This is a genomic window from Spiribacter sp. 2438 (genome assembly GCF_009676705.1).
GTDB lineage: Bacteria > Pseudomonadota > Gammaproteobacteria > Nitrococcales > Nitrococcaceae > Spiribacter.
In genome coordinates this window covers 436,142-451,247 of record NZ_CP046046.1, presented here as the reverse complement: position 1 = coordinate 451,247, position 15,106 = coordinate 436,142, and the positions used below count along the sequence as shown (strand labels likewise).

General features: G+C 66.0%; 15 protein-coding genes. 12 read left to right on the top strand and 3 right to left on the bottom strand.

Translation table 11 applies throughout. The features are described from left to right. The first annotated feature begins 77 nt into the window (after nucleotides 1-77). The 3 genes from metH to GJ672_RS02255 all read left to right on the top strand — a co-directional run bounded on the left by metH (nucleotide 78) and on the right by GJ672_RS02255 (nucleotide 4,794). Nucleotides 78-3,773, top strand: a complete 3,696-nt coding sequence (metH, locus tag GJ672_RS02265; RefSeq protein WP_154295684.1) for a methionine synthase — start codon at nucleotides 78-80, stop codon at nucleotides 3,771-3,773. Nucleotides 3,774-3,842: 69 nt separating this feature from the next. Further along, the gene (locus tag GJ672_RS02260) at nucleotides 3,843-4,412 is read left to right on the top strand and encodes an invasion associated locus B family protein (protein WP_154295683.1); all 570 of its coding nucleotides are present in this window, start codon (nucleotides 3,843-3,845) and stop codon (nucleotides 4,410-4,412) included. 43 nt (nucleotides 4,413-4,455) lie between these two features. Next, complete coding sequence (locus tag GJ672_RS02255) at nucleotides 4,456-4,794, top strand: HPF/RaiA family ribosome-associated protein (RefSeq protein WP_154295682.1); 339 nt, start codon at nucleotides 4,456-4,458, stop codon at nucleotides 4,792-4,794. A gap of 71 nt (nucleotides 4,795-4,865) precedes the next feature. On the opposite strand, the gene GJ672_RS02250 is transcribed toward GJ672_RS02255, so the two are convergent. Beyond that, nucleotides 4,866-5,471: a superoxide dismutase gene (locus GJ672_RS02250; RefSeq protein ID WP_154295681.1), complete on the bottom strand. Its 606-nt coding sequence runs from the start codon at nucleotides 5,469-5,471 to the stop codon at nucleotides 4,866-4,868. A 154-nt stretch (nucleotides 5,472-5,625) separates the two neighbouring features. Here GJ672_RS02250 and GJ672_RS02245 point away from each other — a divergent pair, with 154 nt between their 5' ends. The 3 genes from GJ672_RS02245 to GJ672_RS02235 are packed head-to-tail and all read left to right on the top strand — an operon-like array spanning nucleotide 5,626 to nucleotide 7,663. Next, nucleotides 5,626-6,204, top strand: coding sequence for an SHOCT domain-containing protein (locus tag GJ672_RS02245; protein WP_154295680.1), 579 nt, complete (start codon nucleotides 5,626-5,628; stop codon nucleotides 6,202-6,204). Then, the gene (locus tag GJ672_RS02240; RefSeq protein WP_229381926.1) at nucleotides 6,201-7,100 is read left to right on the top strand and encodes a DMT family transporter; all 900 of its coding nucleotides are present in this window, start codon (nucleotides 6,201-6,203) and stop codon (nucleotides 7,098-7,100) included. The genes GJ672_RS02245 and GJ672_RS02240 overlap by 4 nt, the downstream gene beginning before the upstream one ends. Before the next feature lie 32 nt (nucleotides 7,101-7,132). Next, complete coding sequence (locus tag GJ672_RS02235) at nucleotides 7,133-7,663, top strand: DUF2058 family protein (RefSeq protein WP_154295679.1); 531 nt, start codon at nucleotides 7,133-7,135, stop codon at nucleotides 7,661-7,663. Here the strand turns inward: GJ672_RS02235 and GJ672_RS02230 are convergent. Together GJ672_RS02230 and GJ672_RS02225 are read right to left on the bottom strand one after the other, a co-directional pair. Continuing rightward, the gene (locus GJ672_RS02230; protein ID WP_154295678.1) at nucleotides 7,653-9,764 is read right to left on the bottom strand and encodes a S9 family peptidase; all 2,112 of its coding nucleotides are present in this window, start codon (nucleotides 9,762-9,764) and stop codon (nucleotides 7,653-7,655) included. The genes GJ672_RS02235 and GJ672_RS02230 overlap by 11 nt on opposite strands. Continuing rightward, on the bottom strand, nucleotides 9,761-10,654 hold the full coding sequence (locus GJ672_RS02225) for a DMT family transporter (RefSeq protein WP_154295677.1): 894 nt from the start codon (nucleotides 10,652-10,654) through the stop codon (nucleotides 9,761-9,763). The genes GJ672_RS02230 and GJ672_RS02225 overlap by 4 nt, the downstream gene beginning before the upstream one ends. A 136-nt stretch (nucleotides 10,655-10,790) precedes the next feature. Between GJ672_RS02225 and GJ672_RS02220 the strand changes: the two genes are divergently transcribed. The 6 genes from GJ672_RS02220 to queF are packed head-to-tail and all read left to right on the top strand — an operon-like array spanning nucleotide 10,791 to nucleotide 15,074. Continuing rightward, nucleotides 10,791-11,255 carry a peptidylprolyl isomerase gene (locus GJ672_RS02220; RefSeq protein ID WP_154295676.1) on the top strand — a complete coding sequence of 155 codons (465 nt, stop codon included), beginning with the start codon at nucleotides 10,791-10,793 and terminating at the stop codon, nucleotides 11,253-11,255. A 27-nt stretch (nucleotides 11,256-11,282) separates the two neighbouring features. Further along, nucleotides 11,283-12,062 carry an ABC transporter ATP-binding protein gene (locus tag GJ672_RS02215; protein ID WP_154295675.1) on the top strand — a complete coding sequence of 260 codons (780 nt, stop codon included), beginning with the start codon at nucleotides 11,283-11,285 and terminating at the stop codon, nucleotides 12,060-12,062. A gap of 1 nt (nucleotide 12,063) precedes the next feature. Beyond that, entirely contained in the window at nucleotides 12,064-12,768 is a 705-nt protein-coding gene (locus tag GJ672_RS02210) for an ABC transporter ATP-binding protein (protein WP_154295674.1), read from the top strand. 5 nt (nucleotides 12,769-12,773) lie between these two features. Continuing rightward, nucleotides 12,774-13,634 carry a branched-chain amino acid ABC transporter permease gene (locus GJ672_RS02205; protein WP_154295673.1) on the top strand — a complete coding sequence of 287 codons (861 nt, stop codon included), beginning with the start codon at nucleotides 12,774-12,776 and terminating at the stop codon, nucleotides 13,632-13,634. Next, complete coding sequence (locus tag GJ672_RS02200) at nucleotides 13,634-14,569, top strand: branched-chain amino acid ABC transporter permease (RefSeq protein WP_195759529.1); 936 nt, start codon at nucleotides 13,634-13,636, stop codon at nucleotides 14,567-14,569. The genes GJ672_RS02205 and GJ672_RS02200 overlap by 1 nt, the downstream gene beginning before the upstream one ends. Nucleotides 14,570-14,606: 37 nt before the next feature. Beyond that, nucleotides 14,607-15,074 (top strand): preQ(1) synthase, encoded by a 468-nt coding sequence (gene queF, locus GJ672_RS02195; RefSeq protein WP_154295672.1) that lies wholly within the window; start codon nucleotides 14,607-14,609, stop codon nucleotides 15,072-15,074. Nucleotides 15,075-15,106: the final 32 nt, after the last annotated feature.

Below are 15,106 nucleotides of genomic sequence, written 5' to 3'. Positions count from 1 at the left end.
GGCTTCGCCACCACTGGGGTCAGACCGACAAATCCGTATAATGGACGCTTTTCCCCAACGGTTTCGGAGAGACCTAAATGGCCGAGCGCCTGCAGCGACTGCACCAAGCCATGGCGGAGCGCATCCTTCTGCTGGATTGCGGCATGGGCACCATGATCCAGAGCTATGAACTGGAGGAGCCGGATTTCCGTGGCGAGCGTTTCGCGGACCATGACAAGGCCCTGAATGGCAACAACGACCTGCTGGTGCTCACCCGCCCGGATATCATCGATCAGATTCACCGGGCCAACCTGGCCGCCGGCTCAGACATCATCGAGACCAACACCTTTTCGGCCACCACCATCGCCCAGGCCGACTACGGCCTGGAGCACCTGGCCCGGGAGATCAACGTCGAGGCGGCAAAGATCGCCCGCGCGGCCTGCGACGCCTTCGAGACCGAGGATCCGGCGCGTCCCCGGCTGGTGGCTGGAGCTCTGGGGCCCACCAACCGCACCGCCTCCATCTCGCCGGACGTCAACGACCCCGGCAAGCGCAATGTCACCTTTGACGAACTGGTGGTGGCCTACCGCGAAGCCGCTGAAGGGCTGATTGAGGGCGGCTCGGACCTGCTGCTCATTGAGACCATCTTCGACACCCTGAACGCCCGCGCCTGCATCTACGCGCTGGAGTGTCTGTTCGAGGATTGGGGCGAGCGCTGGCCGGTGATGATCTCCGGGACCATCACCGACGCCTCCGGCCGGACCCTGTCGGGCCAGACCACCGAGGCATTCTGGAACTCCGTACGCCACGCCAATCCGGTGTCGGTGGGGCTGAACTGCGCCCTGGGCGCCGATCTGATGCGACCCTTCGTCAAGGAAATCAGCCGGGTGGCGGATGCGCCGGTCACCATTTATCCCAATGCCGGCCTGCCCAACGAGTTCGGCGAATACGACCACTCCGCCGAATTCATGGCCGAGATCATGCGGGAGTTTGCCGAAAGCGGCTTCGTCAACATCGTCGGCGGCTGCTGTGGCACCACCCCGGAGCACATCAAGGCGCTGGCCGAGGTCGTGGACGGCCTGCCACCCCGGCAGATCCCCACCCCCGAGCGGGCCATGCGGCTGTCCGGGCTTGAGCCCTGCAACATCGGGGACGACTCGCTGTTCGTGAACATCGGTGAGCGCACCAACGTCACCGGCTCGGCCCGCTTCAAACGGCTGATCATGGAAGGCGATTACGACACCGCGCTGGAGGTGGCCCGGGACCAGGTGGAAGGCGGCGGCCAGATTATCGACGTCAACATGGACGAAGGCATGCTGGATGCCGTCGAGGCCATGGAAAGCTACCTCAAACTGGTGGCCTCCGAGCCTGACATCGCCCGGGTGCCGGTGATGGTGGACTCCTCCAAGTGGGAGGCCATGGTGGCGGGCCTGAAGTGCATTCAGGGCAAGTCCATCGTCAATTCCATTTCCCTCAAGGAAGGCGAGGCCCCGTTCCTGGAGCAGGGCCGGGAACTCAAGCGGCACGGGGCCGCGGTGGTGGTCATGGCCTTTGACGAAGAGGGCCAGGCGGACACCTACGAGCGTCGCATTCAGATCTGCGAGCGGGCCTACCGGCTGCTCACCGAGCAGATCGACTTTCCACCGGAAGACATCATCTTCGACCCCAACATCTTCCCGGTGGCCACCGGCATCGCCGAGCATGACCGCTACGCGGTGGATTTCATCGAGGCCACCCGCTGGATCAAGGAAAACCTGCCCCACGCCAAGGTGAGCGGTGGGCTGTCCAACATGTCCTTCTCCTTCCGGGGCAACAACGCGGTGCGCGAGGCGATGCACTCGGTGTTTCTGTATCACTCCATTCGCGCGGGCCTGGACATGGCCATCGTCAACGCCGGTCAGCTGGAGGTCTACGACGACATCGATCCGGAGCTGCGGGAGCACGTCGAGGACGTGGTGCTGGCCCGCCGGGAGGACGCCACCGAACGGCTGCTGGACCTGGCCGAGAGCTACAAGGGCCAGGGCGGCAAAAAGAAGGAAGAGGATCTGGCCTGGCGGGAGCAACCCGTCGCCAAGCGGCTGGAGCATGCGCTGGTCAAAGGCATCGCCGACTACACCGATGAGGACGTGGAAGAGGCCCGGCAGCAGTTCAATCGGCCCATCGAGGTAATCGAGGGGCCGCTGATGGACGGCATGAACGTGGTAGGCGACCTGTTCGGCGAGGGCAAGATGTTCCTGCCCCAGGTGGTGAAGTCCGCCCGAGTCATGAAAAAGGCGGTGGCCTACCTGCTCCCCTACATCGAAGAAGAAAAAGCCGCCAGCGGCAACACCGATGACGAGCCCGCCGGCCGCATTCTGATGGCCACGGTCAAGGGCGACGTCCACGACATTGGCAAGAACATCGTCGGCGTGGTGCTCCAGTGCAACAACTTCGAGGTCACGGACATGGGCGTCATGGTGCCTGCCGAACAGATCCTCGAGACCGCCGTCGAGAAAAACGTCGATGTCATCGGCCTGTCCGGGCTGATCACGCCATCCCTGGACGAAATGGTCAACGTCGCCAAGGAGATGCAGCGCCGCGGCATGACCACGCCCCTGCTGATCGGCGGGGCGACCACATCGCGGGTGCACACGGCGGTGAAGATCGATCCGAACTACGACGGCGATGTCATTTACGTCAAGGACGCCTCGCGGGCGGTGGGCGTGGCCAGCAACCTGGTCAGCGAGACCCGCTACGAGCCCTTTGTCGCCGACCTGCGCACCGAATACGAGCGGGTGCGCACCCAGCACGCCGGCCGCCAGAAGCGCCACAAATGGCTGGACATCGCCGCGGCCCGGGACAATCGCACACCCATCGAATGGGCCGGCTGGGAGCCGGTGCGACCCAACCGCCCGGGCATTCATGTCATCGAGCCGGCGCTGGACGAGCTGGTGGATTACATCGACTGGACTCCGTTCTTTCACGCCTGGGAACTGGCCGGCTCCTATCCGAAGATCCTCGACGACGAAATCGTCGGCGAAGAAGCCCGCAAGCTCCACGCCGATGCCCTGGAGATGCTGGAGCAACTGGTGCGGGAGCGATGGCTCACCGCCCGCGGTGTCTATGGCCTGTTCCCGGCCAACGCCGTGGCAGACGACACCGAGCTCTACACCGGCGAGGATCGCCGCGAGGTGCTGATGAGGCTGCATCATCTGCGCCAGCAGAATGAAAAGCCGCGGGGTCGTCCCAACCAGTCCCTGGCGGACTTCGTCGCGCCCCGGGAAACCGGGCTGGCGGACTGGATGGGTGCCTTTGCGGTCACCACGGGCATTGGCATCGACGAGCCCGTGGCCCGCTTTGAAGCCGATCACGACGACTACAACTCGATCATGGTCAAGGCGCTGGCGGACCGGCTGGCGGAGGCATTCGCCGAGATGCTGCACGCCCGGGTGCGCCAGCAGGACTGGGGCTATCACCCGGATGAAAACCTGGACAACGCCGCCCTGATCGACGAGCAGTACCGCGGAATCCGTCCCGCCCCCGGCTATCCCGCCTGCCCGGATCACACCGAGAAGGATCGGCTCTGGGAGCTGCTGGACGTAGAAAAGCGCATCGGGCTGCGGCTGACCGAAAGCCGGGCCATGTACCCCACCGCGGCGGTCTCCGGCTGGTATTTCGGGCATCCGGACAGCCGCTACTTCGGCCTGGGGCGCATCTACCGCGACCAGGTGGAGGACTACGCGGCCCGCAAGGGCATGACGGTGGCCGAAGTGGAGCGCTGGCTGTCCCCCAACCTGGGCTATGAACCGTCCTGAAGTCGAGTTGCGCCGGCTGACAACTTCGGCAGACTGGGTGGCACTGAAACCTGGCAGAGAGAGACCCGGATGAAACAACGATTACTTCAGACCGCGGCACTGGCGGCCGCGATGCTGTTTGCCCCGCTGGCTCTGGCCCAGCAGGATGACGCCCTCATGGATCCGGCAACGGATCCGGGCGCCGCGCCCGAGGCCGAGATTCGTGCCGAGCACCAGGACTGGGTGGTTCGCTGCCAGCCGGCACCGGAGGATGCCTTCGGCGCCGGTGAGAGCTGCGAAATGTACCAGCAGGTCAGCGAGCAGGAGACCGGGCAGACGGTACTGGAGACGGTGATCGGCTTCCCGCCCGGCGCTGATCAGCCGGTGGCGCTTTTCAACCTGCCCCTGGGCATGCTGCTGCCGCCGGGGGTTCAGCTGCAGGTGAATGACAACGAGCCGATCCGCTTTGCGGTGCAACTCTGCGTGCAGAGTGGCTGTCGAGCGGATATCGTGCTGGAGCCCGAGCTGGTCGAGCAGATGCGCGCGGGCAGTCAGGCAACCCTGACCATCGCCGATCCCCAGGGCCAGGGCGTGGAACTTCCCCTCTCGCTGATGGGCTTCAGCGCGTCCCTGGACGACGTGGAGGCCAGCGTCAATTAATCCCGCGTCCGGCGCGACCACCAACAATGATCGAAAACACTGGATGGAGGCCAACGACCCCATGGAGCTCATCACCAATCCCGGCGACGGCGTTCACCTCTCGGATGCCCTCAATGACCATCTGCGCAGCAAGCTGGAGCCCGTGGAGCGCAAGCACGGAGAGCGACTGACGCGGATCGAAGCCCACTTCAAGGATGAGAATGCCAACAAGGGCGGCCGGGACATTCACTGCCTGCTGGAGGCCCATCCCCGGGGCAGTGACCCCATTGTTGCCGAGGCCCTCGCCGAAGACGCCTACACCGCGGCCCATCAGGCCGCCGGCAAGCTGGAACGTGCCCTGTCCAGTCACTTTGGCAAGCAGGACCGGGTTCGGCCCCACTAGCCACGGACACAAAAAACCGGGCGGGAGCCAGTGTTCGCTGGCTCCGCAGCCCGGTGGCGATGACCGCGGGATCAGGCGGCGGACTGTAGCCGGCGATTCACCTCATCCCAGTTGACCACGTCCCAGAACGCCTCAACGTAATCCGGGCGGCGGTTCTGATAGCGCAGATAATAGGCGTGCTCCCAGACGTCCAGGCCCAGCACGGGCGTCCCCTGATCCTCGGCCACATCCATGATCGGGTTGTCCTGGTTGGGGGTCGAGGTGACCTTGAGGCCCGCTGGCGTCTGGATCAACCAGGCCCAACCGGAGCCGAACCGCCCCAGCGCGGCGTTGGTAAAGGTCTCGCGGAAGCTGTCAAAGGATCCGAAGGCGGCGTTGATGGCATCGGCCACGGCACCGTCCGGGGCGCCTCCGCCGTTCGGGGACAGCATCTGCCAGAACATGGAATGGTTGTAGTGACCTCCGCCGTTGTTGCGGACACCCACCGGCAGCGCCGAGACTCCGGTCAGCAGATCTTCCAGGGCCTTGCCCTCGTGATCCGTGCCACTGACCGCGTCGTTCAGCTTGGTGACATAGGTGTTGTGGTGCTTGGTGTGATGGATCTCCATGGTCTGGGCGTCGATGGCGCGATCCAGCGCGTTGTAGTCATAGGGCAGATCCGGCAATGAGAATGCCATGGGTTCCTCCTTGGTGAATGATGGGACAAATACCGGGCAAACCGTACTCTCTCGGTCCTCTTTTGGCCATAGCGCCGGTAAGTTCGGCACTGGTCAACACCCCTTGCGATCGGCAATACTCTCGCCAAGTTCCTGAAGCTCACTGGAGATCCCAATGCCCGCGCGACGCTGGTTGGCCCTGATTGTCCCCTCACTGCTACTGGCGGGTTGCGCCGGGTCGGGGCCCGATCTGGGCACCAACATTGGCGGCCTGTATCTGTTCAGCGCATCGCCGGCATCGGAAGAGGCCGCCCGACGCGCCGAGCAGATGGAAATCGGCGTCGAACTGCCCGCCGGTGATGCCATCGACACCGGCCGGCGACGGGGCATCGCCAGCGCTGACTGTCGCCGGGATGAGGGCCGCCAGGCCGGCTACGAAGAAGCGCTGCAGGAGCTGACCATCAAGGTGGCCAACGACGGCGCCGATTACCTGCAGGTGCTGGGCAATGGGCCACTGGAGTCCCGCGGGTCCTGTCGCGACGGCTACTACCGATTGAATGGCCGGGGCTTCCGGACCGCCGATGCCGGGCCGGCCACCAGCGCGGACACCGGTGAGCCGGCGGATGCCGCTGCTCCGGAACCGGGCAGTCTCACCGCGCGACTGGAAGAAATCGAGGCGCTGCGGGACCGGGGCCTGATCAATCGCGACGAGTACGAGCAACTGCGTCAGCACATCCTCTCCAACCCGGAGTGACGACTCAGGACTGGCGCTGGAGCTTCGCGCTCCCGGCGGGGTTCGTCATGCTCTGGAGCACCGGCTTCATCGGCGCGGTGCTGGGGTTGCCGTGGATCGAGCCCATGACCTTCCTGGCCCTGCGCATGCTGCTGGCCGCCGCCATACTAGGGGCGGTGGCGCTGGCCACTCGGGCGCCCTGGCCACCCAACCGCCGGGCGCTGCTGCACACCGCGGTGGCCGGACTGCTGGTTCACGGCTGTTATCTCGGCGGCGTCTTCTGGGCCATTGACCGTGGCCAGGCCGCGGGTGTCACCGCCATTCTGGTGGCCCTGCAGCCGCTGCTCACCGCCACGCTGGTCGGTCCGCTGCTCGGCGAGCGCGTCAGCCGGGTCCAGTGGCTGGGGCTGCTGGTGGGGTTTGCCGGGGTGGCGCTGGTGATCATCTCCGGGCTGGAGGCCAGCACGGCCACGCCGGCCACCATCATCAGCACGTTAATCGCGCTGCTGGGCATCACCGCCGGCACCATGTACCAGAAGCGGTTCTGCCCGGTCACCGACCTGCGAACCGGCGGCACCGTGCAGTATCTGGCCACCGCGGTGGTGCTGGGCACCCTGGCGCTCACCACCGAGACCAACCAGATCACCTGGCATGGCGAATTGATCTTTGCCATGGCCTGGCTGGTGCTGGTGCTCTCGGTGGGCGCTATCGGCCTGCTGTTCCTGCTGATCCGGCACGGGGCGGCCTCACGGGTGGCGTCGCTGTTCTACTTGGCGCCCCCCATGACGGTCCTGATCGCCTGGTGGCTTTTCGATGAACGGCTGGCGCCACTGGCGCTGGTGGGCCTGGTGATCGTGGTGGTGGGTGTGGTGACCGTCCAGCGGGCCCGGCCGGCGCCCCTGGACGCCCGGGGGTAGTCAGCCCCCGGTGGTGTGCTTATCCTGCGGCCATGAGTGACAGTCTTCGCGATCAGCTGCTGAAAGCCGGCCTCGCCGACCAGCAGTCGGTAAAAAAAGCCCGCACCCAGAAGCGCAAGAAACGGCGCCGCGGTGAGGCGGACGAAGAGCAGGCCAGTGCCAGCGCGGCCGCCGCCCAGCGGGAGGCAGACCGGCGGGCACGGGACCGCACCCTCAACCGCCGCCGTCAGGAAGAGCGGGAGCAGCAGGCCCGGGAAAAAGCCGCCCGGAGCCTGGTGGTGGAAAGGGAAGTCGCCCACGACGGCGACGAGCGCTTTCATTTCGAGCACAACGGCCGCATCCGGCCGATTAACGTCAGCGGCGAACAACGCCGCGCCCTGGCCGCCGGCGAACTGGCCATCGCCCGCACCCGCGGCCGCTATCGGCTGATTCCGGCGGATCTGGTGGACCGGCTCCGTCAGGATGCGCCGTTTCTGCTGGCCTGGGTCGCCACCCACAGCGCCGCCGGCGATGGCAGCGACGAATACCCGGACCACCCCATTCCCGACGACCTCATGTGGTAGCGGGCAGCCGATCCAGGGCCTTCAGTAAAAAGACCATCCGCCGGGCCACTTCCTCCAGATACTGAAAGCGCCCTCCCGGGCCGCCATGCCCGGCGCTCATGTTAGTGTGCAGGAGCAGCAGGTTGGTCGGTTTGCCCTCGGCCCGCAGTCGGGCCACCCACTTGGCCGGCTCCCAGTAGGTCACCCGGGGATCGGAGACCCCGGCGGTCACCAGCAGCGCCGGGTAGGGGCGCGGTGCAATGTTGTCGTAGGGCGAGTAGCCGGCAATCACCTCGTAGGCGGCCTCGTCCTCCAGGGGATTGCCCCACTCCGGCCACTCCGGGGGTGTCAGCGGCAGACTGGGATCCAGCATGGTGTTGAGCACATCCACGAAGGGCACATCCGCCACCGCGGCGCCGAACAACTCCGGCCGGCGATTCAGCACCGCTCCCACCAGCATGCCGCCGGCGCTGCCTCCCTGGGCGGCAATCCGGCCAGCGCCTGTGTAACCCTCGGCGATCAGCGCCTCGGCACAGGCGATGTAGTCCTCAAAGGTATTCGGCTTGGCCGCCTGCCGCCCCTGGCGATACCAGCGGTAACCCCGCTCCCGCCCGCCCCGCACATGGGCGATGGCATACACGAACCCCCGATCCACCAGCGACAGCCGATGGGGGCTGAACCCCGGCAGCTCGCTGATGCCATAGGCGCCATAGCCGTAAAGGAGCAGGGGGGTCTGCGGCCCGGGGGTCACATCCCGACGATGAAACACGGACACCGGCACCGCCTCCCCGTCCGGCGCCCGGGCCATGAAACGCCGAGAGACATAGGCCTCGGGATCATGGCCGCTGGGAATCACCTGGGTCTTGCGCAGCTGTCGCGCCCGGGATTCCATGTCGTAGTCGAACACCTGCCGTGGTTGGGCAAATCCACTCATCACGAACCGCAGGCTCCGGGTGTCATATTCCAGCCCCGGCACCAGACCCACGTCCACGCAGGCATCCGGCTGATCGATGACATGCTCCTCGCCGGAAGCCAGATGACGGATGACGATGCGCGACTCGGCGTCCTCCAGCTCCTGGCGCACCAGCCAGTCGGCAAACACCAGCAACCCCTCAATCAGGCGCCCCGGGCGGTGTTCCACCAGCGCGGTCCAGTCATGGCGGTCCGCGCTGTCGATGGGGGCCCGGGCAATCATGAAGTCCTCGGCTCCACCCGCATTGGTGAGGATGAGCCAGTGATCCCCATGATCACTCACCGAATACTCCACATCCCGCTGCCGAGGGGCGATCAGGCGGGGCTCCGCCGTCGGCCGGTCCGCCGGCAGCCAGCGAACCTCGGACGTGGTGTGATCGTGACTGTCGATGAGCAGATAGCGCCCGCTCTCGGTGCGCTCCACCCCCAGGAAAAACCCCGGGTCAGTCTCGGTGTAGACGGGCTCATCGGCCTCGGCGGGTTGCCCCAGCCGGTGACGGTAGACCCAGCGCGGCCGGTGCTCCTCATCCAGAACGGTGTAAAGAAAGGTCTCGCCGTCACTGGCCCAGGCCACGTCCCCCCGGGCCTGGGGAATCTCCTCGGCCAGCCGCTGACCCGTGTCCAGGTCGTGCACCTGAAGGACATAGGACTCGGCACCGGTTCGATCCACCGCCACCACCAGGTAGCGGTGGTCGGGGCTGTGCTCGGCCCCACCCAGCCGAAAGTACTCACTGCCCTCCGCCTCGGCATCGCCGTCCAGCAGGATCTGCTCATCCCCGCCTTCCCGGGGCTGGCGGCAGAGCAAGGGGTGCTGGCCGCCGGCCCGGTAGCGGGTGTAGTACGCCCATGGCCCGTCCGGCACCGGCACACTGCTGTCCTCTTCCTTGATGCGGCCCCGCAGCTCGGCCACCAGTTGCTCTCGCAACGGCTCCACGTCGGCCAGGGAAGCCTCGGTCCAGGCGTTTTCCGCCCGCAGATAGGACTGGATGGCTGGCTGCAGACGGTCCGGATCCGCCATGGCCTCGCGCCAGTCCGGATCCCGCAGCCAGGCATAGGGGTCCACCCGCTCCTGGCCGTGATGACGAACGGTGACCGGCTCCCGCGGCGCCATCGGCGGGCCGGCCGGGGTGTGATGGGCAGATTCGGTCATGGGGTTTTTTCCTCTCGCAGGGCCAGCCAGGCGTGTACCGCCAGGGTCAGAAGAATCAGGGTGCCCCCCACCGCGGTGAGCGGCGGGACGGCCTCGCGCAGCACCCACCATACCCATATCGGCGCCAGCACCGTCTCCAGCAACAGACACAGGCTGACCTCCGGGGCCGGCAGATAGCGGGTCGCCACCGCCATGAGCACCATGGCCAGGGGCATCTGCACGATTCCCATGACGCCCACCACCACATAGCTCTGCGCCGACAGCTCCAGCGGCGCCGCAAAGGGCAGCGCCATCAGTCCCGCCACCGCACCGCTGATGGCAATCAACGGCAACCGTGGCACCGTCGGGAAACGCCGCAGAATGGTGAGCTGGGCACCCATGCACACCGCCAGGGTCAGGGCAAAGAAATCCCCCAGGGCATGGCCACCGCCCAGGCCACCGCCGAACACCACGATCACGCCGGCGATGGACACCACGATGGCCACCCAGGTCCGTAGCCGAATGGCCTCACCCAGGAACACCCGGGAGAAAAGCGCGGCGAAGAACGGCGAGGCCGCCAGAATCACCACGGTATTGGCGGCGGCGGTGAACGACACCGACAACACGAACAGCACGGTGTTGCCGGCCAGCATGAGCACGGTAATCGCCAGCAGCGCCCGGTGCCCGGCCCCCGGCGGCAGGCGCAGCCGCTGGCCGCTGAACAGCATCCAGACGCCCAGGGTCAGTCCGATCAGCCAGCCCCGCCAGAACACAATGTCCCAGTGGGGCGCCACCGCCAGCCGCACCAGCAGCGCATCGAAACTCACCAGCAGGACGCCGGTCAGAGCAAGCAGCAGCCCCCGGGCGTGGGTGGAGGCGGCCGGACCGCCGGGTACCGTGGATGTGGCCAAAAGCGCTCCTGTCTCGGCATCGGATCAGCGCTGGAGCCTAGCCGCTTCGACGAACCATGACCAGCCGGCGGCGTTTGTCGGCCATTGCCCCGAGGTTTACAATACGCGGTCAAATTTATTGTGCGCAGAGGTTTCCATGCAGATTGCCAAAAACGCGGTGGTCGCCATCGATTACACACTCCGCGATAGCGACGGCGAGGTGATTGACGCCTCCCCCGAAGGCCAGCCACTGCAGTATGTGCATGGGGCGGGCAACATCATCCCGGGGCTGGAAAACGCCCTCGAGGGCAAGGCCGCCGGCGAGGACGTGGAAGTGACCGTGCCGCCGGAAGAAGCCTACGGTGATCGCGACGACCGGCTCCAGCAGGATGTTCCCAAGAGCATGTTCGAGGGCGTCGACAACGTCGAGACCGGCATGCGGTTTCAGGCCCAGACCCAGAACGGCACCCAGATCGTCACCGTGGCGGCGGTGAGCGGTGACAGCGTCACCGTGGATGCCAATCATCCGCTGGCCGGACAGACCCTGAACTTCAAGGTCAAGGTGTCCGATGTCCGCGAGGCGTCCGATCAGGAAATCGAAAACGGCCAGGTCAACGAGTAACGGCACTCGTCCCACGGAGGCGTAGCGGTGATAGAAATTGAGCGGATTTCCCGGGCATTCGGTGGCCTGCAGGCAGTCCGCGAGGTTTCTTTCACCGTCGAGCCGGGCAGCATCACCGGACTGATCGGTCCCAACGGGGCCGGCAAATCTACGCTTTTCAATATTGTCGCCGGCGCCCTGGCACCGGACAGTGGTCGTGTCCGGCTGGATGGCGAGGACATCACCGGCCTGCCCACCCACCAGCTCTTCCACAAAGGGCTGGTACGCACCTTCCAGATTCCCCATGAATTCTCCCGGATGAGCGTTCGCGAAAACCTCATGCTGGTCCCCGCCGCCCAGTCCGGCGAAAACCTGCTGCGCAGCTGGCTCACCTGGTGGAAGGTCATCCGGGAAGACCGGGCAGTGCTGCGCCGCGCGGATGAGGTCCTGGAATTCCTCGAGATCGGCCATCTCCGCGATGAGCTGGCGGGCAATCTCTCCGGCGGGCAGAAAAAGCTCCTGGATCTGGGGCGCACCATGATGACCGACGCCCGGGCCGTGCTGCTCGACGAACCCGGCGCCGGCGTCAACCGGACCCTGCTGGGCAAGCTGGCGGAGGCCATTGAGCGCCTCAATCGCGAACGGGGCTACACCTTCTGCGTCATCGAGCACGACATGGACCTGATCGCCCGTCTCTGTGACCCGGTCCAGGTCATGGCCAATGGCGAGCTCATCGCCAGCGGCGACATGGCGACCCTCAGGGACAACCCGGAAGTGCGCGAAGCCTATCTGGGCACCGGCGCCAGCGGACAGGCCGGAGCGGCATGACGTGAGCCTGATCCAAGCGGAAGGCCTATATGCGGGCTATGGCGGCGTGGATATCCTGCGTGGCGTCCACCTGCACGTCGAAGCCGATGAAATCGTGGTCATCGTGGGTCCCAACGGCGCGGGCAAGTCCACGGCCATGAAGGCGCTGTTCGGGCTGGTGCCCATTCGCGCCGGCACGGTCACCTACCTGGGTGAAAACATCACCAATCGCCCCCCCGAGCGCATGGTCACTCGAGGGGTCGCCTACGTGCCCCAGGAGGCCAATATCTTCCCGTCGCTGTCAGTGCTGGAAAACCTGGAGCTGGGCGCCTATGCCGTCCCCGGTGACCTGACACCGCGGCTGGAGAAGGTCTTTGCGCTGTTCCCGCGGCTCAAGGAGCGGCGCCGCCAGCAGGCCGGGGTAATGTCCGGTGGCGAGCGGCAGATGGTCGCCATGGGCCGGGCCCTGATGGTGGATCCTCATCTGCTGATGCTGGACGAGCCCACCGCTGGCCTGTCCCCCCGGCTGATCGACGAGACCATCCAGCGCATCCAGGAAATCAATCAGCTGGGCATCGGGGTGCTCATGGTGGAGCAGAACGCCCGCCAGGCCCTGGCGGTGGCGGATCGGGGCTATGTCCTCGCCACCGGCGAGAATCGCCACGAAGACACCGGCCCGGCGCTGCTGGCCGACCCGGAAGTTGCCGAAATGTTTCTGGGCGGATAACCGGCATGATCGAACTCATCCACCTGCTCATCAACGGCATCGTCCTCGGCAGCATTCTGGCGCTGGGGGCGGTGGGCGCCACCATGATTTTTGGCGTGCTGCGCTTCGCCCACTTCGCCCACGGGGACTTCATGGCCGTGGGCGCCTACTTCGCGCTGACCGTGGTGACCGTGTTCAACCTGCCGGTGCTGGCCGCCCTGCCGGTGGCCATGCTGGGCATGGCGGGCCTTGCGGTGGGGATTGATCAGCTGATCTACCGCCGCATTCGCCGGGTGCAGCCGGTGATCCTGCTGATTTCCTCCTTTGCCACCGCGCTGATTCTTCGCTCGGCCATTCAGATGATCTGGGGCGGCAGCAACCAGGTCTACGAAGTGGGCATTCAGTTGCCCTGGCGGATCGGTCCGATTGCCATCAAGCCGGATCATGTGCTGATCGTTGCCGCCGCGGCCATTCTGGTGTTGCTGGTGCATGGGTTCCTGACCCGCACCCGCATGGGCAAGGCCATGCGGGCCATGAGTGACAACATGGACCTGGCCCTGATCACCGGCATCCCCGCCGAGCGGGTGATCATGTGGACCTGGGCCATCGGCGGCGCCCTGGCCGCGGCGGCGGGTGTCCTGCTGGGCATGGACACCCGCCTGCATCCGACCATGGGCTGGACCCTGCTGCTGCCCATCTTTGCCGCCACCATCCTCGGCGGCATCGGCCGCCCCTATGGCGCCATTCTCGGCGGCCTGGTGATCGGCTGTGCCATGGAGCTGTCCACGCTGGTGTTGCCGGGCACCTATAAACCCGCGGTGGCCTTCGCCATCATGATTCTCACGCTCATTGTCCGCCCGCAGGGCATCATCAAGGGGTCGGTGTGATGGATCTCGCCGGAATCGTCGCCTACATGCCCTTCTTCCTCGGCCTGGTGGGGATATACGCCATCATGACTCTGGGCCTGAACGTCCAGTGGGGCATGACCGGCCAGTTCAACATCGGTATCGCCGGGTTTTTTGCCGTGGGCGCTTACACCACGGCCATCCTGACCACCGGGCCGGCGGATGGCTGGCTGGGGGGATTCAACTTGCCCTTCCTGGTGGGCCTGGCCGGTGCGGTGCTGGTGTGCCTGCCGGTGGCCTGGGTGGTGGGCCGCATCACCGCGAACCTGCGAACCGATTACCTGGCCATCGCCACCATCGGCATTGCCGAGATCATTCGCCTGTTCGTGCTCAACGAAGGCTGGCTCACCCACGGCACCCGGGGCATTCCGGGCATCGCCAAGCCCCTGGGCATGGGCACCCTGAATTACACCCTGGTCATTCTGGCGTTCGTGGCGCTGATCTACGTAATGGTGGAGGTGGCGCAGCGCTCGCCCTGGGGACGGGTCCTGCGGGCCATTCGCGACAGTGAGCCGGCCACCGCCGCCGCCGGCAAGGACATTGCCCGCTTTCGCCTGCAGGCCTTCGTGGTGGGGTCCTGCATCATGGCGTTGGGGGGCGGGCTATACGCCCATTTCGTGGGCTTCATCAGCCCGGAGGCGTTCCGCCCGCTATACGGCACTTTCCTGGTCTGGGTCATGCTGATCGCCGGCGGCAGCGGCAATAACCTGGGCGCCCTGCTGGGGGCGCTGGTGGTGTGGATCATCTGGTCGTCCACGGAACTGCTGGCGGGGTTGATGCCGGTGGCGCTGATTGGCAGCGAAAGCGCTTTCCGGATTTTCCTGATCGGGGTGTTGCTGCAGATCATCCTGGTGACCCGGCCCCAGGGGATGCTGCCGGAGCGGCGACCGCCGATGCCGGGAGAGAAGCGGTCTTAACCTCGGGGCGGGCTGCGAGCAATTAACAGGAGTCTTCATGAGTCATGACGAAACACACGCCGGCTTGACCCAGCTCGGGCAGAACACGGCGGTGCCGACGTCGCCGGAGGAGGCGACGCTTGAGCGGGTGCCGAATCCGCAGGCGGGGTTTGGTTATGTGGCGCGGTTCACGGCACCGGAGTTTACGTCCATCTGTCCGATGACGGGGCAGCCGGACTTCGCCCAACTGGTCATCGACTATGTGCCGGGTGACTGGCTGGTGGAGAGTAAGTCGCTAAAGCTTTTTCTGTTTTCGTTTCGCAACCATGGGGCGTTCCACGAGGACTGCACCATGACGGTGGCCCGTCGGCTGGTGGATTTGCTGGAGCCGCGCTGGCTGCGGATCGGGGGCTACTGGTATCCCCGGGGCGGCATTCCGATTGATGTGTTCTACCAGACGGGCGAACCCCCGGCGGATGTCTGGATTCCCGACCAGGGGGTTGCCCCTTACCGCGGCCGAGGCTGACGCCCCGGCCGACTCGGCTCACCGACGGGCAG